Source organism: Symbiopectobacterium sp. (assembly GCF_051710365.1).
GTDB lineage: Bacteria > Pseudomonadota > Gammaproteobacteria > Enterobacterales > Enterobacteriaceae > Symbiopectobacterium.
Window position 1 is genome coordinate 12900 of the sequence record NZ_JBPETA010000001.1, and the last position, 21994, is coordinate 34893.

At 55.5% G+C, this 21994-nt stretch carries 13 protein-coding genes and 2 pseudogenes; 10 read left to right on the forward strand and 5 right to left on the reverse strand.

The features are described from left to right. Positions 1-3: 3 nt before the first annotated feature. On the reverse strand, positions 4-894 hold the full coding sequence (gene ilvY, locus ACTBDZ_RS00055; RefSeq protein ID WP_438813737.1) for an HTH-type transcriptional activator IlvY: 891 nt from the start codon (positions 892-894) through the stop codon (positions 4-6). A gap of 162 nt (positions 895-1056) precedes the next feature. Between ilvY and ilvC the strand changes: the two genes are divergently transcribed. Then, on the forward strand, positions 1057-2535 hold the full coding sequence (ilvC, locus tag ACTBDZ_RS00060) for a ketol-acid reductoisomerase (protein WP_438813738.1): 1479 nt from the start codon (positions 1057-1059) through the stop codon (positions 2533-2535). 78 nt (positions 2536-2613) lie between these two features. On the opposite strand, the pseudogene putP reads toward ilvC, so the two are convergent. After that, positions 2614-4096: pseudogene (putP, locus tag ACTBDZ_RS00065) on the reverse strand (sodium/proline symporter PutP). Between the two features lie 350 nt (positions 4097-4446). On the opposite strand from putP, the pseudogene putA reads away from it, so the two are divergent. Next, positions 4447-8390, forward strand: a pseudogene (putA, locus tag ACTBDZ_RS00070) (trifunctional transcriptional regulator/proline dehydrogenase/L-glutamate gamma-semialdehyde dehydrogenase). Between the two features lie 64 nt (positions 8391-8454). Here putA and ppiC read toward each other — a convergent pair. After that, complete coding sequence (gene ppiC, locus ACTBDZ_RS00075) at positions 8455-8736, reverse strand: peptidylprolyl isomerase PpiC (protein WP_252320717.1); 282 nt, start codon at positions 8734-8736, stop codon at positions 8455-8457. A gap of 178 nt (positions 8737-8914) precedes the next feature. Here ppiC and rep point away from each other — a divergent pair, with 178 nt between their 5' ends. Beyond that, entirely contained in the window at positions 8915-10939 is a 2025-nt protein-coding gene (gene rep / locus ACTBDZ_RS00080) for a DNA helicase Rep (RefSeq protein ID WP_438813739.1), read from the forward strand. A gap of 10 nt (positions 10940-10949) precedes the next feature. On the opposite strand, the gene gppA is transcribed toward rep, so the two are convergent. Continuing rightward, on the reverse strand, positions 10950-12446 hold the full coding sequence (gene gppA, locus ACTBDZ_RS00085; RefSeq protein WP_438813740.1) for a guanosine-5'-triphosphate,3'-diphosphate diphosphatase: 1497 nt from the start codon (positions 12444-12446) through the stop codon (positions 10950-10952). Positions 12447-12452: 6 nt separating this feature from the next. Beyond that, positions 12453-13739: an ATP-dependent RNA helicase RhlB gene (gene rhlB, locus ACTBDZ_RS00090; RefSeq protein ID WP_438813741.1), complete on the reverse strand. Its 1287-nt coding sequence runs from the start codon at positions 13737-13739 to the stop codon at positions 12453-12455. Positions 13740-13856: 117 nt separating this feature from the next. Here rhlB and trxA point away from each other — a divergent pair, with 117 nt between their 5' ends. The 7 genes from trxA (at position 13857) to rffG (ending at position 21961) form a co-directional block, all read left to right on the forward strand. After that, on the forward strand, positions 13857-14183 hold the full coding sequence (trxA, locus tag ACTBDZ_RS00095) for a thioredoxin TrxA (RefSeq protein WP_438813742.1): 327 nt from the start codon (positions 13857-13859) through the stop codon (positions 14181-14183). 471 nt (positions 14184-14654) lie between these two features. Beyond that, positions 14655-15914, forward strand: a complete 1260-nt coding sequence (gene rho, locus ACTBDZ_RS00100; RefSeq protein ID WP_010283881.1) for a transcription termination factor Rho — start codon at positions 14655-14657, stop codon at positions 15912-15914. Positions 15915-16221: 307 nt separating this feature from the next. Further along, positions 16222-17304 carry a UDP-N-acetylglucosamine--undecaprenyl-phosphate N-acetylglucosaminephosphotransferase gene (wecA, locus tag ACTBDZ_RS00105; RefSeq protein ID WP_438813743.1) on the forward strand — a complete coding sequence of 361 codons (1083 nt, stop codon included), beginning with the start codon at positions 16222-16224 and terminating at the stop codon, positions 17302-17304. A gap of 23 nt (positions 17305-17327) precedes the next feature. Further along, positions 17328-18425 carry an ECA polysaccharide chain length modulation protein gene (gene wzzE, locus ACTBDZ_RS00110; RefSeq protein WP_438813744.1) on the forward strand — a complete coding sequence of 366 codons (1098 nt, stop codon included), beginning with the start codon at positions 17328-17330 and terminating at the stop codon, positions 18423-18425. 52 nt (positions 18426-18477) lie between these two features. Then, complete coding sequence (gene wecB, locus ACTBDZ_RS00115) at positions 18478-19611, forward strand: non-hydrolyzing UDP-N-acetylglucosamine 2-epimerase (protein WP_438813745.1); 1134 nt, start codon at positions 18478-18480, stop codon at positions 19609-19611. A 23-nt stretch (positions 19612-19634) separates the two neighbouring features. Next, complete coding sequence (wecC, locus tag ACTBDZ_RS00120; RefSeq protein ID WP_438813758.1) at positions 19635-20897, forward strand: UDP-N-acetyl-D-mannosamine dehydrogenase; 1263 nt, start codon at positions 19635-19637, stop codon at positions 20895-20897. After that, on the forward strand, positions 20888-21961 hold the full coding sequence (gene rffG, locus ACTBDZ_RS00125; protein WP_438813746.1) for a dTDP-glucose 4,6-dehydratase: 1074 nt from the start codon (positions 20888-20890) through the stop codon (positions 21959-21961). The genes wecC and rffG overlap by 10 nt, the downstream gene beginning before the upstream one ends. The last annotated feature ends 33 nt before the right edge of the window (positions 21962-21994 follow it).

Genomic DNA, 21994 nt, shown 5'->3' on the forward strand with positions numbered 1-21994 from the left:
CCCTCAAACACTGTCCTGCAAGATATGCCAGAACGCGGCAATCAATGGCTCATTGAGTCGCTTTTTCTGCACGCAAACGCCGAGTTCAAACGGTTCCATCGCTTGCTCCAGCAATACGGAAACGCGGTTACGCACTGGCTCTGGGCTGTTTTCCAGCACCACGTCCGGGATCAACGAGATGCCGCAGCCCAGTGCCACCATCGACACCATTGCCTCGTGCCCCGACACGGTGGCGTAAATCAGCGGATTGGCGATGTGGTGACGACGGAACCAGACATCAATTCGTTTTCGCACCGGGCCGTGTTCGGGCAAAATAAACGGAATCTGTGCCCAGTCTGGATTGGGTTGCCGTACCATCGACTGCACCGGTGATGCCAGCGCTGGGGCAATTAGTACCAGGGGGATCTTGCCGATAGGCATAAAATCGATGGTGGTAGGTAAGGTTTCCGGGTGGCCCGCGATGCCGAGATCGGCTTCATTGGACTGCACTTTTTCCACCGCATCGGCGGCATCGCAGGTTGTTAGCTTGATTTCGACCAGCGGATGCTGGGCGCGGAAACGGTCGAGGATCGGCGTTAGATGGCTATAGGTGGCAGTCACGGAATAGAAAATGCGTAGCTCACCGCTCAATGAAGGCCCTCGTTGCCCAATGGCGTGGCGCAACTGCTCGTGATGCAGCAGCGTTTGCTGAGCAAATTGTTTCAATTGCTCACCTGCATCGGTCAGTTGCACCATGCGGTTATCACGTAAAAACAGGGTTTGCCCGACATCCTCTTCCAGTCGTTGGATTTGGCGTGACAAGGTTGACGGACTCAGGTGCATGGCTTTGGCGGTGCGCCCGAAATGGCGGCTGTCACACAGGTGCAGAAACAGTTTCAAATCTCGTAAATCCATGTGCGCACGGCCTCATTTTCGTCTTGCAGTTATTGCAATGTCATCTTGTTAATATATCAATTTAAGCAATACTTTTCCTGTCATATCATGAGGGCATTCAGGCTTCCCTGACAGGAAACCTCTTCTGAACACTCGCAATTAACAGATTAAACGGAGTTGTGCATGGCTAACTATTTCAACACTTTGAACCTGCGTCAGCAGTTGGCGCAATTGGGTGTATGTCGTTTCATGGGACGTGAAGAATTTGCAGACGAAGCGAACTACCTGAAAGGCAAAAAAGTGGTGATCGTCGGTTGCGGCGCGCAAGGGCTGAACCAGGGTTTGAATATGCGTGATTCCGGGCTGGATATCGCCTATGCGCTGCGTGCAGAAGCTATCGCGGAAAAACGTGCGTCATGGCGTAAAGCGACTGAAAACGGTTTTAAAGTCGGCACCTATGAAGAGCTGATCCCGCAGGCGGATCTGGTGGTGAACTTGACGCCAGACAAGCAGCACTCCGCTGTGGTTCAGTCTGTTCAACCGCTGATGAAGCAGGGTGCATCTCTGGGTTACTCTCACGGTTTCAACATCGTTGAAGTGGGTGAGCAGATCCGTAAAGACATCACCGTGGTGATGGTGGCGCCGAAATGTCCGGGCACCGAAGTACGTGAAGAGTACAAACGCGGCTTTGGTGTTCCGACGCTGATCGCGGTTCACCCGGAAAACGACCCGAAAGGTGAAGGCATGGCGATCGCCAAGGCCTGGGCTGCCGCTACTGGTGGTCACCGTGCGGGCGTACTGCAATCTTCTTTCGTTGCTGAAGTGAAATCTGACCTGATGGGCGAGCAGACCATCCTGTGTGGTATGTTGCAAGCAGGTTCTTTGCTGAGCTTTGACAAACTGGTTGCTGAAGGCACCGATCCTGCCTATGCGGAAAAACTGATTCAGTTCGGCTGGGAAACCATTACCGAAGCGCTGAAGCAAGGCGGCATCACGCTGATGATGGATCGTCTGTCTAACCCGGCAAAACTGCGTGCTTACGCGCTGTCTGAGCAGTTGAAAACGATCATGGCACCGCTGTTCCAGAAACACATGGACGATATCATCTCCGGTGCGTTCTCCAGCGGCATGATGGAAGACTGGGCCAATGACGACATTAAACTGCTGACCTGGCGTGAAGAAACCGGTAAATCCGCGTTTGAAAATGCCCCGCAGTTCGACGGTAAAATCGCAGAGCAAGAATATTTTGACCACGGCGTACTGATGATCGCTATGGTTAAAGCCGGTGTAGAACTGGCGTTCGAAACCATGGTAAGCGCGGGCATCATCGAAGAATCCGCTTACTACGAATCGCTGCACGAACTGCCGCTGATTGCGAACACCATTGCACGTAAGCGTCTGTATGAAATGAACGTGGTTATCTCTGACACCGCAGAATACGGTAACTACCTGTTCGCGAATGCCGCAGTGCCGTTGCTGAAACAGGCATTCATGGCTTCACTGCAAGCGGGCGACATCGGTAAACCGGTGGCAGCCAGCAGCGTGGACAATGCGCAGCTGCGCGACGTCAATGATGCGATTCGCAACCACCCGATCGAAGCGGTTGGTCAGAAACTGCGTGGCTACATGAAAGACATGAAACGCATTGCGGTTGCAGGCTAAGAATAAACGCATTACTTCGGCAATGAAAAAAGGCGCAACCGTGGTTGCGCCTTTTTTATGCGTGAAACACATCGTTCCTTAGCGGCTCTGGAACTGGGTTTCCGCCTGTTGGAAGCGATCGGTGACGGCTTTGGAAGGCGCACGACTCATCAGGCTAACGATAAAGATCGCCAGGCTGGCAAAGAGAAAGCCGGGGATGATTTCATACAGATTAAACCAGGCATTCTGTTTCCAGATAATCACCGTGGCAGCTCCGATCAGCATACCGACCAGCGCGCCGTTACGCGTCATACGCGGCCACAGCAGGGAAATCAGGATCACCGGGCCAAACGCGGCCCCAAAGCCGGCCCAAGCGTAGCTGACCAGCCCCAACACGCGGTTTTCTGGGTTGGCGGCCAACACGATTGAAATGATGGCAATCAGTAACACCATAATGCGACCAACCCAGACCAGCTCGCGCTGCGTAGCGCCGGGACGGAAGAAGGGGCGGTACAAGTCTTCGGTAATGGCGCTGGAACAGACCAGCAGCTGACAGCTCAGGGTGCTCATTACCGCCGCCAGAATAGCGGAAAGTAACACACCGGCGATCCACGGGTTAAACAGCAGCATGGAAAGCTCAATAAATACCCGCTCGGCATTGTTGGTGACGTTGCCCGCTTGTTCCGGATGATTGCTGAAGTAGGCGATACCGAAGAAGCCCACGCTCACCGCACCCGCGAGACACAGGATCATCCAGGTCGTACTGATGCGGCGTGCGCTGCGAATGGTGTGGTGAGAATCTGCCGCCATAAAGCGCGCCAGAATGTGCGGCTGTCCAAAGTAGCCCAGACCCCAACCCAGCAACGAAATGATGGCGATAACGTCCAACCCTTTGAACATATCCAGATTGGCCGGGTTTTTCGCCGCGATAACCAACAGAGACGTATCGATTCCATCCAGCGCCAGAATCACCATCCGGTGTCAGGATCAAGGCGAAAATCATCAGCGTGGCCTGTACCGTATCCGTCCAACTGACTGCCAGATAGCCACCGATAAAGGTATAGGCGATGGTAGAGGCTGCACCGACCCACAATGAGGTGGTGTAGCTCATGCAAAAGGTGCTTTCGAACAAGCGGGCACCGGCAACGATGCCAGAAGCGTAGTAAATGGTAAAAAACACCAGAATAATCAAGGACGCAATGACTCTCAGGATTTTTCTGGTGTCTTCGAAACGGTGTGTGAAATAGTCTGGCAAGGTCAGCGCGTTGTGGTTCACTTCTGTGTGAACGCGCAGACGGCCTGCAACCCAGCGCCAGTTGAGGTAAGCGCCGATAGTCAGTCCGATAGCGATCCAGCTTTCAGAAATGCCGGAAATAAATATCGCGCCTGGCAACCCCATCAGCAGCCAGCCGCTCATGTCAGAAGCCCCCGCTGAAAGTGCCGTGACCACACTGCCCATCCGGCGTCCACCCAGAATATAGTCGCCAAGGGTGGTGGTTGAGCGATAGGCGGCCAGGCCGATCAAGACCATTCCGAAGATATACACCAGAAAGGTCACCAGCATGGGTGTACTCATTGTCATTAGAATCTCCAAGTTAAAGCGCCCTGTCTATCCCCATAGGGCATAAAGGCAAATCATATTGTTGGTATAACCTGACGGGAACGACGTCAGGTAAAGCGCAGTCTGCACGATTGCGCATCCCTCGTGCAGCCTGTTTTTTCTTATAATGCAAAGCGTTAACGATTTGTTATATTTCCCCGTCACACCAATGTTATACACTTGTTAACTGCATTGCATCTTATGGCAACTCGCGAAAACCAGGTTGCATAATCCGATAACGACGGCCAAGCTTCGAAGGCATACCTTCAACAAATCAACGTTATCCGATCCCTCACTATCGATGATTATCTTGGCTTCACTGGAGTGAAACGATGGGATTCTCCACTATAGCGGTAAAGCTTGACGATGCGACCCGCAATCGTATCGAACGTACAGCGCAGCGCCTTGATCGCACATCGCATTGGTTGATTGAGTACGCTATTTTTTGTTATCTCGACGCCGTCGAGCGCGATGGTAAGGCTCCTGACATCACACCAGAGCAGGGTAAAGCATTTCAACGCGCGCCGGAGATTACGCCGCAATCTCGTCAGGAAGGAAACTATCAGCCGTTTTTAGCTTTCACTCAAACGCTTTTACCCCGTTCACCGCAGCGTGATGCTATCACGGCGGCATACCGCCGTTCCGAGGGCGAAATGGTGCCGTTACTGCTCGAGCGGGTAGAACCGATGGCATCAATGGCCCCGGCGGTGCAGGCGCTGGCCTATCGATTGGCGCAGACGCTGCGGCGTGAACAGCAGACCCATGGGCGAGCGGGACGGGTGCAAAGTTTGTTACAGGCCTTTTCCCTGTCATCGTCAGAGGGGGGTTGCGCTGATGTGTCTGGCAGAAGCGTTGCTGCGCATTCCCGATGCCTCAGCGCGCAATGCGCTGATCCGTGACAAGATCAGCAGCGGAGACTGGCATTCCCATTTAGGGAAAGGGCAATCGCTGTTCGTCAATGCGGCAACCTGGGGACTGCTGCTGACCGGAAAGCTGGTTGCGACGCACAGTGAAACGCGTCTGGCACACACCCTGAAGCAACTGATTAACAAGGGGGGCGAGCCGGTCATTCGATTGGGGATGGATCGCGTGATGCGCCTGATGAGGGAGCAGTTTGTTACTGGAGAAACCATCGATGAGGCGCTGTCCAACGCGGAACATCTGGAACAGCAGGGATTTCGCTATTCCTATGACATGCTGGGCGAAGCGGCCCTCACCGAGCAGGATGCGGAGGCTTACCTCAACGCTTATCAGCAGGCGATTCATGCGATTGGCAGGGCATCGCAGGGGCGCGGGGTGTATGAGGGGCCGGGTATCTCCATCAAGCTGTCGGCGCTGCATCCACGTTATAGTCGCGCGCAGTACGATCGCGTCATGGAGGTGCTCTATCCCCGTTTGTTGGCGTTGACGTTGCAGGCGATGCAGTACGACATCGGCATTAATATTGATGCGGAAGAAGCGGAACGGCTAGAGATCTCCCCCGATCTGTTGAAGCGGTTGTGCCATGAGCCTGCGCTGGCGGGGTGGAAAGGGATCGGTTTTGTGGTGCAGGCCTACCAGAAACGCTGCCCGTTTGTGATTGATTTCCTTATCGACCTGGCACAGCGTACCCAGCGACGCCTGATGGTGCGATTGGTGAAAGGTGCCTACTGGGACAGCGAAATCAAACGCACGCAAATAGACGGCCTGGAGGATTACCCCGTCTATACCCGTAAAGTCTATACCGATGTCGCCTGTCTGGCCTGCGCCCGCCAACTGCTGGCGGCACCGGATGCCATTTACCCGCAGTTCACTACCCACAATGCTCATACCCTGAGCGCGGTGTATACGCTGGCCGGTGACAGTTATTACCCTGGACAATATGAATTTCAATGCCTGCACGGTATGGGGGAGGCGCTTTATTCGCAGGTCGTCGGTCCCGAAGAACAGGGCAAGTTGGCGCGCCCCTGTCGGATCTATGCCCCCGTCGGCACCCATGAAACCCTGCTGGCCTATTTGGTGCGACGTTTATTGGAAAATGGTGCCAACACCTCATTTGTTAACCGTATTGCGGATGCGGAGGTCTCGCTGGAGCAACTGATTGCCAGCCCGATAGCTGAAGTGCAGGCGCTGGCTTACAAAGAGGGGGCTCCCGGCTGCCCGCATCCGCGAATTCCTCTACCCGCTCAACTCTACGGTGCAGAACGTTGCAATGCGCAAGGCGTAGACCTGACCGATGAGCGCCGCCTGCAAATGCTCGCTGCGGCCTTAAGCGCCGACGCCGCGCAGGTACGGCATGCGGCACCGATTATGGTCGATGCATCATCGCCGCTGGCGGCTCGGCCAGTGATCAATCCGGCCCAACAGCACGATATCGTGGGGTACGTGCGTGATGCCAGCGAGGAGGATGTGCGCATTGCGTTGGGCCGTGCGGTGCAGGCCGCAGAACGGTTCTCGGCGGCGTCGCTTCCGCAGCGGATTGCCAGCCTGCAACGCGCTGCCAGCTTGCTGGAAGCGGCGTATCCGCAGTTCATCGGGTTATTGGTGCGCGAGGCGGGGAAAACCGTGCCAAATGCCATTGCTGAAATACGCGAAGCGGTGGACTTCTTGCGCTATTACGCACGGCAGTCTGCTACGGTGTCATTGGAACAGGTTTGCCCGCTGGGCGTGGTGGTTTGCATTAGTCCGTGGAACTTCCCGTTGGCCATTTTTACAGGGCAGATTGCTGCCGCACTGGCAGCGGGGAATGCGGTACTGGCAAAACCGGCGGAGCAAACGCCTCTGGTAGCCGCGTTGGCGGTGCAACTGCTGCATCAGGCTGGCATTGCGCCTGATGTGTTGCAACTGCTGCCCGGCGCTGGTGCGCGATGCGCGCGTCAATGGCGTGCTGTTTACCGGATCTACCGCGGTTGCCAAGAGCTTGCAGCGCACGTTGGCAGACCGGCTGGATGCGCACGGGCAACCTGCGGTGCTGATCGCTGAAACCGGTGGGATGAATGCCATGATTGTCGATTCGTCCGCGCTGACGGAGCAGGTGGTCAGCGATGTTATGGCCTCCGCCTTTGACAGCGCAGGGCAACGTTGTTCAGCATTGCGTCTGCTCTGTCTTCAGGAGGACATTGCAGAAGCGACCTTGAACATGCTGCGTGGCGCCATGGCGCAGTTTCGCGTGGGCAATCCCGACAGTCTGGCAACGGACTGCGGCCCGGTGATTGACGATGAAGCCCGCGAACGGATCGAGCAACATATTCACCTGATGCAAGCGGAAGGGCATTCGGTGTTTCAGGCGGCTTTTGGCGCACAGGCGTGCCTGGCCTCATGGCGACAGGGCACCTTTGTATTACCGACGCTGATTGAACTGGAGCACGTAGCCAGCTTGCAACAAGAGATCTTTGGTCCGGTGCTGCACGTGGTGCGTTATGCCCGAGAGGGGCTGGATACGTTGATTGAGGAGATCAACGCCCTGGGGTATGGGCTCACGCTGGGCGTCCATTCACGGATTGATGAAACCATTTCGCGTATCACGCAGCGGGCGCATGTGGGTAACCAATACGTCAATCGCAATATGGTGGGGGCTGTGGTCGGCGTTCAGCCATTCGGGGGCGAAGGGCTGTCCGGTACGGGGCCGAAAGCGGGCGGGCCGCTCTATTGCCACGCTTGCAGAGAACACCGCCTGGCCTACCCAGCGCAGCGAGTAGCGCATTGGGCGTCAATGCCACATTGGCAACGACGCCGGAACGTGCGGGGTTTGCGCTACTGGTTGACTGGGCGCAACAACAGGGACGGCTGGCAGTGTTCGAAGCGGCGCAGCGCTACCGTGCCTGGGGGCGCCGTCAGCGGTATGATACGCCCGCTGCCGGGGCCTACTGGCGAACGCAATACCTATATGCTGACACCGCGCGATAACGTGTTGTGTCTGGCGCAGGAAAGCGATGATATTCTGCGCCAGTTGGCGGCGCTGCTGGCCGTGGGCAGTAACGCATTATGGCCTGACAGTGCAGCGTTACGTGAACTTGCCCGCAGCTTGCCACTGGAAGTGCAGAGCCGCATCCGTTTTACGCCGGAATGGCAACAGGAAAGTGAGCATATTGGCGCGGTTATCTGTCACGGCGAGAGCGACATGCTGCGTGAGGTTAATCAGCAGATTACGCAATGGACGGGAGCGATTATTCCTCTGCTCGGCTGTGAACCCGGCAGTGACACGATCCCACTGGAGCGGTTATGGCATGAACGTGTGCTCAGCGTGAATACGGCGGCAGCGGGGGGAAATGCCAGCCTGCTGATGATGACGGAGTAATCACTCCGTACGCGCCGCGCACACTGCGCGGCGCAACAACACAGAACGCCGGTTGCCAGAACGCTTAGTTGCGGTACAGCACCTTGATGATGTGATAGCCGAACTGGGTTTTTACCGGTCCAAAGGGTTTCAGCAATTCGCAGGAAAATACCGCCTTGTCAAAAGCGGGCACCATATCGCCCTGACGGAACTCACCCAGATTGCCCCCATCCCGTTTGGATGGGCAGGTAGAGTGCTTTTTGGCTAACTGCTGAAAGTCTGCCCCTTGCGCCAATTGGTCCAGTAGATCATTCGCCTGTTGTTCTGTATCGACCAGAATATGCAGTGCAGATGCCGTTTTCGCCATGGGAATACCTTTCATGTGATTAAGAAGCGTGAATTGAACAGGCCTCACGCCGACGCCGATGGCTGGCAATGTAGCACGATGCATGTCTGATGTGGATCGGTAAAGGCGAATCCTGCCATCAAGATCTGCGTGGCTTTCTGCTACAATCGGTTTCCGTTTTTATTGCGAGCTGAACGTCATGCGCCTGAATCCCAGTCAACAACATGCTGTCGAATTTGTCACCGGCCCTTGTCTGGTGCTGGCTGGCGCGGGATCAGGCAAAACGCGCGTTATCACCAACAAGATTGCTCATCTGATCCGTCAGTGCGGCTATCAGGCGCGTCATATCGCCGCGGTGACCTTTACCAACAAGGCCGCACGGGAAATGAAAGCGCGCGTGGCGCAGACCTTAGGGCGCAAAGAGACGCGCGGGTTGCTGATCGCCACCTTCCACACCCTGGGGCTGGAGGTCATTAAACGGGAATATGCCGCGTTGGGCATGAAGGCGAACTTCTCGCTGTTTGACGATCAGGATCAGGCCGCGCTGCTCAATGAACTGACGGAAACCTGGTTGGAAGGGGATAAAACCCAGCTACAGCAGTTGACCTCCACCATTTCCAACTGGAAAAACGATCTGATGGACCCGGCGCAGGCGGCGGCATCGGCGCAGTCGGAGCGCGATAAGCTGTTTGCGCACTGTTATGGCCTGTATCACGACCACTTGCGCGCCTGTAACGTACTGGATTTTGACGATCTGATCCTGTTGCCAACGCTGCTGTTCAAGCGCAATGAAGAGGTGCGTGAGCGCTGGCAAAACCGCTTGCGCTACCTGCTGGTGGATGAGTATCAGGACACCAACACCAGCCAGTATGAACTGATCAGACTGCTGGTTGGTGCACGTGCGCGCTTTACCGTGGTCGGAGATGACGACCAATCTATCTACTCTTGGCGCGGTGCCCGTCCGCAAAACCTGGTGCTGCTTTCACAGGATTTCCCTCAGCTTGAAGTGATCAAGCTGGAGCAAAATTACCGTTCTTCGGGCCGTATTCTCAAAGCGGCCAACATCCTGATCGCCAATAACCCACACTTATTTGAAAAAAAACTCTTTTCGGAACTGGGTTACGGCAGTGAACTGAAGGTGATCAACGCCAACAATGAAGACCACGAGGCGGAACGGGTGGTGGGCGAACTGATTGCCCATCACTTTATCAACAAGACGCAGTACAGTGACTATGCCATCCTCTATCGTGGCAACCATCAGTCGCGACTGTTTGAAAAGATGCTGATGCAAAACCGCATTCCCTATCGCATCTCCGGCGGTACCTCCTTCTTTTCTCGTCCTGAAATCAAAGATCTGTTGGCCTATCTGCGTGTTTTGACCAACGCGGATGACGACAGCGCCTTTCTGCGCATCGTCAACACTCCTAAACGAGAAATTGGCCCCGCGACGCTACAGAAACTGGGGGAGTGGGCCAATGTGCGCAACAAAAGCCTGTTTACCGCCAGTTTTGATTTGGGGCTGGAGGCACACCTGTCTGGCCGTGGGTTGTCCTCACTGCAACGGTTTACCCACTGGATGCGGGAAATTGCCCAGCAGGCTGAGCGAGAACCGGTGGTGGCGGTGCGCGACCTCATTCACGGGCTGGATTATGAAAGCTGGCTGTATGAAACCTCAACCAGCCCGAAAGCGGCGGAAATGCGTATGAAAAACGTCAATCAGCTGTTTAGCTGGATGACGGAAATGCTGGCAGGCTCGGAGCTCGATGAACCGATGACGCTGACACAGGTGGTAACGAGGTTCACCCTGCGCGATATGATGGAGCGCGGCGAAAGCGAAGAAGAGGTGGATCAGGTGCAACTGATGACCCTGCACGCCTCCAAAGGGTTGGAATTTCCCTATGTGTATCTGGTGGGGATGGAGGAGGGACTACTGCCGCACCAGAGCAGCATTGACGAAGACAATGTCGATGAAGAGCGTCGCCTGGCGTATGTCGGTATCACACGGGCGCAGCGTGAACTGGTTTTTACCCTGTGCAAAGAGCGTCGCCAGTATGGCGAACTGGTGCGGCCAGAACCCAGCCGTTTCTTGCTGGAACTGCCGCAGGACGATCTGCAATGGGAAACAGCGCGCAAAGTGGTCAGCGCGCAAGAGCGGATGCAAAAGGGGCAAAGCCATCTGGCGAATCTGCGCGCGCAACTGGCGCAGGCGCGCGATAAGGAGTAATGCCCCGCTGTTACGGCGCGGCTTCCTCAATCACCAGCGGCCAGTGGGCATAGCCCTGCCAACGGCTTTCCTGCTCCAGCGCTTCTGCGCGCAGGGGATGGGCGGCCAGCCAGCCAGCAGGTAGCTGGATGTGCAGGGTATCGTCGTCCGCCCGCAAGATGCTGTCAGGCAAGGTGTCATCACGGCGACGGCTGGCGAAAATAATCGCCAGTCGCAACAAACGGCATAAGCGCTGCGCAGGCAGTACGGGTACGGCGTTTTGCTGATTCAATGACTGAAGATCGAGCGCACCACTCTGATTTAACACCAGAATAGCCAGCAATTTTTTCTGTGCCGGTGTGAAACCGGGAAGATCGCTGTTGCGTATGAGATAGGCGGCGTGTTGCGGAGCATTGCGAAAATCAATGGCCAAGCCGATTTCATGCAGAAAACCGGCGCTGTGCAGCAACTCGCGACATCGGTGATCCAACGGCCAATCCTGCGCCAGTTGGTGCAGGAAATTGTCGGCTAATGTGCTGACACGCTGGCCCTGTTCACCGTCTAACAGGTAGCGGCGTTGCAGATTGAGCAGCGTGCGCTGGCGAATATCCTGCTCTACGGGCAGGTGCAGCATCCCGTATACCAGGCCTTCGCGCAGTGCGCCACCGGCCAATGTCATACTCTGAATGCCAAGCTCCTGGAAAATCGCCAACAGAATGGACAATCCGCTGGGGAACACCAGCGCCCGCTCTAACGTCAGGCCGTCAATTTCCAGCTCTTCCAGCTTATGGCACGCGATGGCATGCTCTTTCAGGGCGCGCAGCTTGTCGAGCGTAATGTGCTCGTCCATGCCCGCAGCCACCATAATCTCTTGCAACGCTTGTACGGTACCGGATGCGCCCACGCACACTTGCCACCCCTGCGCACGCAGTTGGGCGGCCACGGGGCGTATCATGTCACCGGCAGCCTGTTCAGCACGGGCAAAATTTTCCGCTGTCAGGGTGCGATCGCTGAAATAACGCTCCAGCCAGGTCACGCATCCCATGGGCAAACTGAGTAACTGTGTGGCCTGTGCGGCGGTTCCGGTCGCCAGTTCGGTACTGCCACCGCCGATATCCACCACCAGACGTTGTTCCGGGCCGCCGGTGGTGTGGGCCACGCCCTGATAAATCAGGCGCGCTTCTTCTTCACCGCTGATGACTTGAATCGGCAAACCCAGGATCTGCTGCGCCTGCGCTAGAAATTCATCGGCATTGGTGGCAAGCCGCAGGGTCGCCGTCGCGACAACGCGGGTTTGCGTCTGAGGGATATCTTGCAAGCGTTCGGAAAACAGGCGTAAGCACTGCCAGCCGCGCTGCATGGCTTCCTGTGACAAGCGGTTATCACGATCCAATCCCGCAGCCAAACGCACTTTACGTTTAATGCGCGCTAGCGTTTGAATGCTGCCAGCGCTCTCCCGCACCACCAGCATATGGAAGCTGTTCGAGCCCAGATCGATCGCCGCATACAGCGAGGAAGCATTTAGCATGGATGCTTAACTCGGTCTTTTACGGTTGCCGCGCGGTGCGCCGCTACGACGTGGCGGGCCACTGCGACGCGGGCCACTGCTGGTGCGCGTGCGGGGCAAGCGCTTCGGCGCGGGCAGATTGGTCATCAGAGCATCGCTATCGTATTTGCTTACCGGGATTGAATGGCCCGTATATTGCTCAATGGCAGGCAGGTTCAGCGCATACTCTTCACAGGCCAGGCTGATGGAGAAACCGCTGGCACCGGCACGTCCGGTACGGCCGATGCGGTGCACATAGTCTTCGCAATCGTCCGGCAAGTCATAGTTGAATACGTGAGTGACAGCCGGAATATGCAGACCGCGCGCCGCAACATCGGTGGCGACCAGAATATCCAGGTTGCCCTGCGTGAAGTCATCCAGAATGCGCAGGCGTTTTTTCTGCGCTACGTCGCCAGTCAGCAGACCCACGCGATGGCCGTCCGCAGCCAGATGGCCCCAGATGTCTTCGCAGCGATGCTTGGTGTTAGCGAAGATGATGCAGCGGTCCGGCCACTCTTCTTCCAGCAACGTTTGCAGCAGGCGCATCTTCTCTTCGTTTGACGGATAGAACAGCTCTTCCTTGATGCGGTGCCCGGTTTTCTGCTCCGGCTCCACTTCAACGTACTCGGCGTTGTTCATCTGTTCAAACGCCAACTCACGCACACGGTATGACAACGTGGCGGAGAACAGCATGTTCAAGCGCTGCGTTACCGGCGGCATGCGGCGGAACAGCCAGCGAATATCTTTGATAAAGCCCAGATCGTACATTCTGTCGGCTTCATCCAGCACCACAACCTGAATGGCACCAAGGTTAATATGATTCTGCTTGGCGTAGTCGATCAAGCGGCCTGTGGTACCGATAAGGATATCAACACCCTGCTCCAGTACTTTAAGCTGCTTATCGTAACCGTCTCCGCCGTAAGCCAGACCCAGTTTCAAGCCTGTCGATTCTGCCAGCGCCTGTGCATCAGCGTGGATTTGCACGGCCAACTCGCGAGTGGGGGCCATGATCAGTGCGCGCGGCTGGTTGGTTTGACGCTCTGCCGAAGCAGGATGCGACAAGAGATAGTGGAAAGTAGACGCCAGAAATGCCAGCGTCTTGCCAGTTCCGGTTTGCGCCTGACCCGCGACGTCCCGACCATCAAGGGCGAGAGGTAGTGCGAGTGCCTGGATGGGCGTGCAGTTATAAAACCCTTTATTTTCAAGGGATTTGATTACCTGCGGGTGCAGCGCGAAGTCGGAAAACTTCTGTTCAGTCAAGTGTGTTTTGCTCATAGTGTGGTAGAATACCAGCTAACTATTGCTTTACGAAAGCGTATACAGTGAAATAAAGTCAAGCTTTGTTGGTTAATGCTACACCAACTCGCTAAAGATAATCCTGCGGAGTAAAAAATGAGCGATAAAATTATTCACCTGACAGACGACAGCTTCGAAACGGACGTGTTGCAGGCCGAAGGGGCAACACTGGTTGATTTTTGGGCCGAATGGTGTGGTCCCTGCAAAATTATCGCTCCCATTCTCGATGAAATCGCTGATGAATTCGAAGGTCGCATCACCGTTGCCAAGCTTAACATTGATGAAAATCCGGCGACTGCGCCGAAATATGGCATCCGTGGCATCCCGACCCTGCTGCTGTTCAAGAACGGTGAAGTGGCGGCAACGAAAGTAGGCGCGCCGTCCAAAGGCCAGTTGAAAGATTTTTTGAACACCAATCTGTAATGCCTGATAGATTTATCAACGCTATTTCATCGCACAAAGCGGTCAGTGTGGATTTCTCGTATTGACCGCTTGCCGCACGTCATGAAGCGTGCTAGATTCATCAGTACTGCATATCGTACTTGCCTATGTTTAAGCCTCACAGGCTTAAGCCTGAAAGTTTGAATCTATAGCATTACTCGCTGTCTATACCTTAACGCTGCCCGTTCGTGACAACAAATCGCACAAACACGGCATAAGAATCCGTAGCGTGGTCAGGCAATCTAAAAGTATTACATTAATTGGTTTCAGGTGTCTTCGATCTCTTGCCGTCGTTTTGTATCGGGCTTGCGTGGTCAACGTGTAACACGTTCACGTATCAAGCCAAACAGAATGGTGTGATTGAGGGCGGTATATGATAGTGGCACGGTGACCCTTGCCATCCCATTCACGTTAATTGTTCGAGATTTACCCCGAGTTTAAGAACCCACCACTATGAATCTTACCGAATTAAAGAATACGCCAGTTTCTGAGTTAATTACTCTTGGCGAAAACATGGGGCTGGAAAACCAGGCTCGTATGCGCAAGCAGGATATTATTTTCGCCATTTTGAAGCAGCACGCAAAAAGTGGCGAAGATATTTTCGGCGATGGCGTGCTGGAAATCTTGCAGGATGGTTTCGGTTTCCTCCGCTCCGCAGACAGCTCCTACCTCGCCGGCCCTGATGATATCTACGTTTCTCCCAGCCAAATCCGCCGTTTTAATCTTCGTACTGGTGACACCATTTCAGGCAAGATTCGTCCTCCCAAAGAAGGGGAACGCTATTTTGCCTTGTTGAAAGTCAACGAAGTCAATTACGACAAACCTGAAAACGCCCGCAACAAGATCCTGTTCGAAAACCTCACTCCGCTGCATGCCAACTCACGTTTGCGTATGGAACGCGGTAATGGTTCAACAGAAGACCTGACAGCACGCGTATTGGATTTGGCGTCTCCGATTGGCCGTGGTCAACGTGGTTTGATCGTGGCACCGCCGAAAGCCGGTAAAACCATGCTGCTGCAAAATATTGCGCAGAGCATCGCGTATAATCACCCTGATTGCGTGCTGATGGTGCTGCTTATCGACGAACGTCCGGAAGAAGTAACCGAGATGCAACGTCTGGTGAAAGGGGAAGTGGTGGCGTCTACCTTTGACGAGCCTGCCTCTCGCCACGTTCAGGTTGCTGAAATGGTGATTGAAAAGGCCAAGCGCCTGGTCGAGCACAAAAAAGACGTTATCATCCTGCTGGACTCCATCACCCGTCTGGCGCGTGCCTACAACACCGTGGTACCGGCGTCTGGCAAAGTGCTGACCGGTGGTGTGGATGCCAACGCCCTGCACCGTCCGAAACGCTTCTTTGGTGCTGCGCGTAACGTGGAAGAGGGCGGTAGCCTGACCATTATCGCCACCGCGCTGGTAGATACCGGCTCGAAGATGGACGAAGTGATTTACGAAGAGTTTAAAGGTACAGGTAACATGGAACTGCATCTGGCGCGTAAAATCGCTGAGAAGCGTGTGTTCCCGGCTATCGACTACAACCGTTCCGGTACGCGTAAAGAAGAGCTGCTTACCACCTCCGAAGAGCTGCAAAAAATGTGGATCCTGCGCAAAATCATTCACCCGATGGGCGAGATCGATGCAATGGAGTTCCTGATCAACAAGTTGGCGATGACCAAAACCAACGATGAATTCTTCGACATGATGAAGCGTTCATAAGCAGGCAGTGTTCTCGGGGAAAACGCCACGCGGGTCGTGGCGTTTTTTTTAGGAACTTACCGACCTTTACACTACAGGGTGTTTTTCTAGAGTATTCTAGGATATCCCGGCGTCATGCTTTCCGTTATGGTACGCACTGATTTGATGGCGTCATCATAATCCTGTTGCGAGTGCTTGTCCTGTGCATGCCCGCGCGATACCGCCGGCCGCATAATGATGTTGTGGTGAACGGCCCTGTTATGGCGGACCATGCTTCGCCGTGGCAGCCTGCGGCGGCTTGTAGCCATAAACGGTAAACTTACTCGCTATGCGTCTAGAGTTATTATTGATTTTCTTGTTTTCTCTGGCTTTTCTATTCCTGGCCCGTCGCGTGGCGGGGCCGTTGGGCCTTGTCGATCGTCCCAATCAGCGTAAACGTCACCAAGGTCTGATCCCGTTGGTGGGGGGCATTTCCGTTTATGCTGGCCTGTGCTTTACCTTCCTAGTCACCGACTACTACATTCCCCATTTCCGCTTTTACCTGCTGTGCGCCGGTATTTTGGTGTTTGTCGGGGCATTGGACGATCGCTTTGATATCAGTGTCAAAATCCGTGCGCTGGTTCAGGCGCTGGTGGCCATCGCCATGATGGTGTTCGCGCATCTCTCATTGCGCAATCTGGGAGAGTTGTTTGGCCAGTGGGATATGGTGCTGGGGCCATTGGGCTATCTGGTGACGCTGTTTGCCGTGTGGGCGGCCATTAACGCGTTTAACATGGTCGACGGCATCGACGGTCTGCTCGGTGGCCTTTCCGTGGTGTCGTTCGGCGCGATGGGTATCCTGCTCTACGGTTACGGTCACCACAATTTGGCGCTGTGGTGCTTTGCCATGATTGCGGCCACGCTGCCGTACATCTTACTCAACCTCGGTTTTTTTGGCCGCCGCTATAAAGTGTTTATGGGCGATGCAGGCAGCACCATGATAGGGTTCACCGCCATCTGGATCATGATGCAATCCACGCAGGGCAAATACCATCCGATTAACCCGGTAACGGCACTGTGGCTGATCGCCATCCCGCTGATGGACATGGTTGCCATCATGTACCGTCGCTTGCGCCGAGGGATGAGCCCCTTTGCGCCGGATCGTCAGCATATCCATCACTTACTGATGCGCGCCGGGTTTACACCGCATCAGGCTTTTGTGTTGATCACCGTGGCCGCGGTGCTGTTGGCGGGTATCGGTATGGCCGGAGAGTATTTCTCTTTCATTCCTGAATGGGCCATGTTGGTGCTGTTTTTACTGGCCTTTGGGCTTTACGACTATTGCCTGAAACGGGCATGGCGCGTGGCGCGCTTTCTGAAACGCATCAAGCGTCGAACGCACCGTAACGACAATCATCGACACTCAACTTGAAACCACATCACTTTGGGGAAGTAATGAAACACGAAAACCCTGCTAACGGAACCTCTGGCGAAGCCCATTACCGCGTGACGACTGCGGGTGCCGGTATTGAGAATGAGCTGGACATTCGCGGCCTGTGCGGTGCGTTGTGGCGAGGCAAATTCTGGATTGCCGGCGTAGCACTGGCTTTCGCGCTGGTGGCGTTAGGGTATTCCTATCTTGCACGCCAGGAGTGGAGCGCTACGGCAATAACGGACCGGCCTGGCGTCACGCGGCTGGGCGGTTATTATCCGCAACAGCAGTTCTTACGCAATCTGGATGCCAAAGCTTTTGCGTCACTGCCGCCCGAGGCGCTGTCGGTGTCAGCCAAGGTTTACGACGAGTTTGTCATGCAGGTTGCCGCGTATGATACCCGGCGCGATTTCTGGCTACAGAGCGACTACTATAAATCGCATCAGGAAGGTGATGCCAAAGCGGATGCGGCCTTGCTGGACGAGCTGATCGCCGACATCCAGTTTACCCCGCGTGACGACGGCAAAAAGACCTTCGACAGCGTGCGCCTGACGGCGGACAACGCGCCTGCCGCCAATCGCCTGTTGCGCGACTATATCGAGTTTGCCAGTCAGCGCGCCGCACAGCACCTTAACGGTGAGCTGAAAGGTGCCTGGGCGGCACGTAAGGTCTTTTTGCAGTCGCAGATTCAGCGTCAGGAAGCGGTCGCGCAGGCTATTTTCGATCGCGACCTGAATAGCGTGAAGATGGCGCTAAAAATTGCGCAACAGCAGGGGATAAGCCGCAGTCAGACCGATACCCCTGCGGAAGAATTGCCGCCTTCAGAACTTTTCCTGTTGGGGAGTCCGATGTTACAGGCGCAATTGGAGTCCTTGCAGGCCAGTGGGCCGCGCTACGACATCGATTATGACCAAAATCGCGCCATGTTGGCGACGTTAAGCGTTGAGCCAACGCTCGATGCGGCGTTGCAGACCTACCGTTATCTGCGCACGCCGGAGGAGCCGGTGAAGCGAGACAGTCCGCGTCGCCTGTTCTTGATGGTGATGTGGGGCGCTATCGGTGCATTAACCGGGGCGGGCATTGCATTGGTTCGCTGTAAACCTCAGCGGTGGGTGGATTGACCGTTTATGCCGCCTGAAAGGGCAGCCCCTAACCTGATGAAAGAGATTCATAGTGAAAGTGTTGACTATTTTCGGCACCCGTCCAGAAGCCATCAAAATGGCCCCTCTGGTTTATGCTCTGGCTCAAGATGAAGCCTTTGAATCGAAAATATGCGTAACAGCCCAGCACCGGGAGATGCTGGATCAGGTGCTGCGTTTATTTGCTATTACGCCGGATTATGATCTGAACATTATGCAGCCAGGCCAGGGGCTGAGTGAGGTCACTTGCCGCATTCTGGAAGGACTGGAACCGGTATTGACGGCGTTCAAACCCGATCTGGTGCTGGTGCATGGTGATACCACCACCACGCTGGCCGCCAGCCTTGCGGCGCTGCATCAGCGTATTCCCGTCGCTCATGTGGAGGCCGGGTTGCGCACGGGCAATCTCTATTCGCCGTGGCCTGAAGAGGCCAACCGTAAGCTGACCGGCCATTTGGCGACGTACCACTTTGCGCCAACCGAGCGGGCGCGTGATAACCTGCTGTGGGAAAACCTCGGCGACCGGCAGATCCTGGTGACGGGAAATACGGTTATCGATGCGCTATTCTGGGTGCGCGATCGTATTCTTGGCGATGAAACATTGCGCCACTCCCTGGATACCCACTACGGTTTTCTGGATGCGAATAAAAAACTGATTCTGGTCACCGGGCATCGCCGTGAAAACTTTGGCGGCGGGTTCGAGCGTATTTGCACGGCGTTGGCGAGCATTGCCCGTCGCCACCCGGAGGCGCAGATTCTGTATCCCGTGCACCTGAACCCGAATGTGCGTGAGCCGGTAAATCGTATTTTAAGCGGCATTGATAACGTGTTTCTGATCGCGCCGCAGGAGTACTTGCCGTTTGTTTACCTGATGAACCGGTCGTACCTGATTTTAACCGATTCTGGCGGTATTCAGGAGGAGGCCCCCTCGCTGGGCGTGCCCGTGCTGGTGATGCGCGAGACAACAGAGCGGCCAGAGGCCGTGGACGCGGGAACGGTGCGGTTGGTTGGCACAGAGGTGGCGACGATTCTGGACGCGGTGTCGCAACTGCTGACCGACAATGCGGCGTATCAGGCCATGAGCCGGGCGCATAACCCGTTCGGTGACGGCACCGCCTGTCAGCGTATTATTGCCGCACTGAAGAACCCTTTGGTTACACGACAATGAGCAACACCATGACAACTAACGCAATGACAATCAATAAAATAGTGGTGGTTGGGCTGGGCTATATCGGTCTGCCGACCGCAGCCGCGTTTGCCTCACGGAAAAAACAGGTGATTGGCGTGGACGTTAATCGCCACGCGGTGGAAACCATCAATCGCGGTGAGATTCATATCGTTGAACCCGATCTGGGGGCCATGGTTAAGGCCGCTGTGGAAAACGGTTATTTGACGGCAACGCACAAACCCGAGACGGCCGATGCCTTTCTGATCGCTGTGCCGACGCCGTTTAAAGAGGGGCACGAACCGGATTTGAGCTATGTACAGGCCGCGGCAGCGGCGATTGCACCGGTGCTGCAACCCGGTGCGCTGGTGGTGCTTGAATCCACCTGTCCCGTTGGCGCTACGAAGCAGATGGCGGCGTGGCTGGCCGATACCCGGCCCGATCTGACCTTCCCGCAGTACGCCGGGGACGATGCCGATATTCACATCGCTTACTGCCCGGAGCGGGTATTGCCTGGGCAGGTCGTGGTGGAACTCGTGAAAAATGACCGGGTGATTGGCGGCATGACGCCAGCCTGTGCCGCGCACGCCAGCGCGTTGTACAAGATTTTTCTTGAAGGTGAGTGCGTTGAAACCGACGCGCGCACGGCCGAGATGTGTAAACTGACGGAAAACAGCTTCCGTGACGTGAATATCGCCTTTGCCAACGAGCTGTCGCTGATTTGCGCTGAACAGGGTATCAACGTATGGGAATTGATTCGTCTGGCGAATCGTCACCCGCGTGTGAATATCCTTCAGCCCGGCCCCGGCGTTGGCGGTCATTGCATCGCGGTAGACCCGTGGTTTATCGTGGCGCAAAATCCGCAGCAGGCGCGTTTGATACACACGGCGCGGTTGGTGAACGACGGTAAGTCGTTGTGGGTGGTCGATCGCGTCAAAATGGCGGTAGCGGATTGTCTGGTGCAGAGCGGAAAACGTGCCAGTGACGTGACCATCGCCTGTTTTGGGCTGGCGTTTAAGCCGGATATTGACGATTTGCGCGAAAGCCCGGCGGTCGGGATTACCGAGATGATTGCGCAGTGGCACAGCGGCACGACGCTGGCCGTGGAGCCCAATGTGGCTGCGTTGCCGCCACGTTTGACCGGGTTGGTCACGTTGACCGAATTGCCGACGGCGTTGCGTGAGGCGGATGTGGTGGTGATGCTGGTCGATCACCGCGCATTCCGCGCGATAGAACCTGAAAAGATAAAACAACAGTGGATTGTAGACACGAAAGGAGTATGGTGTTGAAACGTATTTTGGTGACAGGCGGCGCAGGGTTTATTGGATCCGCGCTGGTACGCTATCTGGTAACGGAAACGCAAGACAGCGTCGTGGTGGTCGATAAGCTGACATATGCCGGTAATCTGGCGTCATTGGCGCCGGTGGCGGCTAGCGACCGTTTTGCGTTCGAGCAGGTTGATATCTGCGATCGTCTCGCGTTGGATCGGGTATTTGCCACGTATCAGCCGGATTTGGTGATGCATCTGGCGGCGGAAAGTCACGTTGACCGTTCGATCGATGGTCCGGCGGCGTTTATTGAAACCAATATCGTCGGTACCTATCAGATGCTGGAAGCGGCGCGCCACTACTGGAACGCGCTGGATGACGAGAAAAAAGCTGCTTTCCGTTTCCACCATATTTCCACCGATGAGGTGTTTGGCGATCTGCATGGTACGGACGATCTGTTCACCGAAACCACGCCGTATGCGCCCAGCAGCCCTTATTCCGCATCCAAAGCCTCCAGCGACCATCTAGTACGTGCCTGGATGCGCACCTATGGGCTGCCGACGATCATCACCAACTGCTCCAATAACTACGGTCCTTACCACTTCCCGGAAAAATTGATTCCGCTGATGATCCTCAACGCATTATCCGGTAAGCCGCTGCCCGTGTATGGCAACGGTGCGCAGATCCGTGACTGGCTGTTTGTTGAAGATCATGCGCGTGCGCTTTACCGCGTGGTGACGGCGGGTGAAATCGGGGAAACCTACAATATCGGCGGCCATAACGAGCGTAAAAACCTCGACGTGGTGCATACCCTGTGCGATCTGCTGGAAGAACTGGCACCGCAAAAACCGGCGGGTGTAACCCATTATCGCGATCTGATTACCTGCGTGAATGACCGACCCGGACATGACATGCGTTATGCCATCGATGCCAGCAAAATGGCGCGGGAGCTGGATTGGAAACCACAGGAAACGTTTGAAACCGGCATGCGTAAAACGGTGCTGTGGTATCTGAACAACGAAGCCTGGTGGCGCAGTGTGCAGGATGGCTCCTATACCGGAGAACGGTTGGGGCTGGACGCATAATCGACGCGTTTGTCGTGCCCGTGTGCCAGTAAC

Excerpts from the sequence above, each read along its gene's own strand:
- ilvY (WP_438813737.1), bottom strand. The coding sequence starts at position 894 with ATGGATTTACGAGATTTGAAACTGTTTCTGCACCTGTGTGACAGCCGC.
- ilvC (WP_438813738.1), top strand. The coding sequence starts at position 1,057 with ATGGCTAACTATTTCAACACTTTGAACCTGCGTCAGCAGTTGGCGCAA.
- ppiC (WP_252320717.1), bottom strand. The coding sequence starts at position 8,736 with ATGGCGAAAACGGCATCTGCACTGCATATTCTGGTCGATACAGAACAA.
- rep (WP_438813739.1), top strand. The coding sequence starts at position 8,915 with ATGCGCCTGAATCCCAGTCAACAACATGCTGTCGAATTTGTCACCGGC.
- gppA (WP_438813740.1), bottom strand. The coding sequence starts at position 12,446 with ATGCTAAATGCTTCCTCGCTGTATGCGGCGATCGATCTGGGCTCGAAC.
- rhlB (WP_438813741.1), bottom strand. The coding sequence starts at position 13,739 with ATGAGCAAAACACACTTGACTGAACAGAAGTTTTCCGACTTCGCGCTG.
- trxA (WP_438813742.1), top strand. The coding sequence starts at position 13,857 with ATGAGCGATAAAATTATTCACCTGACAGACGACAGCTTCGAAACGGAC.
- rho (WP_010283881.1), top strand. The coding sequence starts at position 14,655 with ATGAATCTTACCGAATTAAAGAATACGCCAGTTTCTGAGTTAATTACT.
- wecA (WP_438813743.1), top strand. The coding sequence starts at position 16,222 with ATGCGTCTAGAGTTATTATTGATTTTCTTGTTTTCTCTGGCTTTTCTA.
- wzzE (WP_438813744.1), top strand. The coding sequence starts at position 17,328 with ATGAAACACGAAAACCCTGCTAACGGAACCTCTGGCGAAGCCCATTAC.
- wecC (WP_438813758.1), top strand. The coding sequence starts at position 19,635 with ATGACAATCAATAAAATAGTGGTGGTTGGGCTGGGCTATATCGGTCTG.
- rffG (WP_438813746.1), top strand. The coding sequence starts at position 20,888 with ATGGTGTTGAAACGTATTTTGGTGACAGGCGGCGCAGGGTTTATTGGA.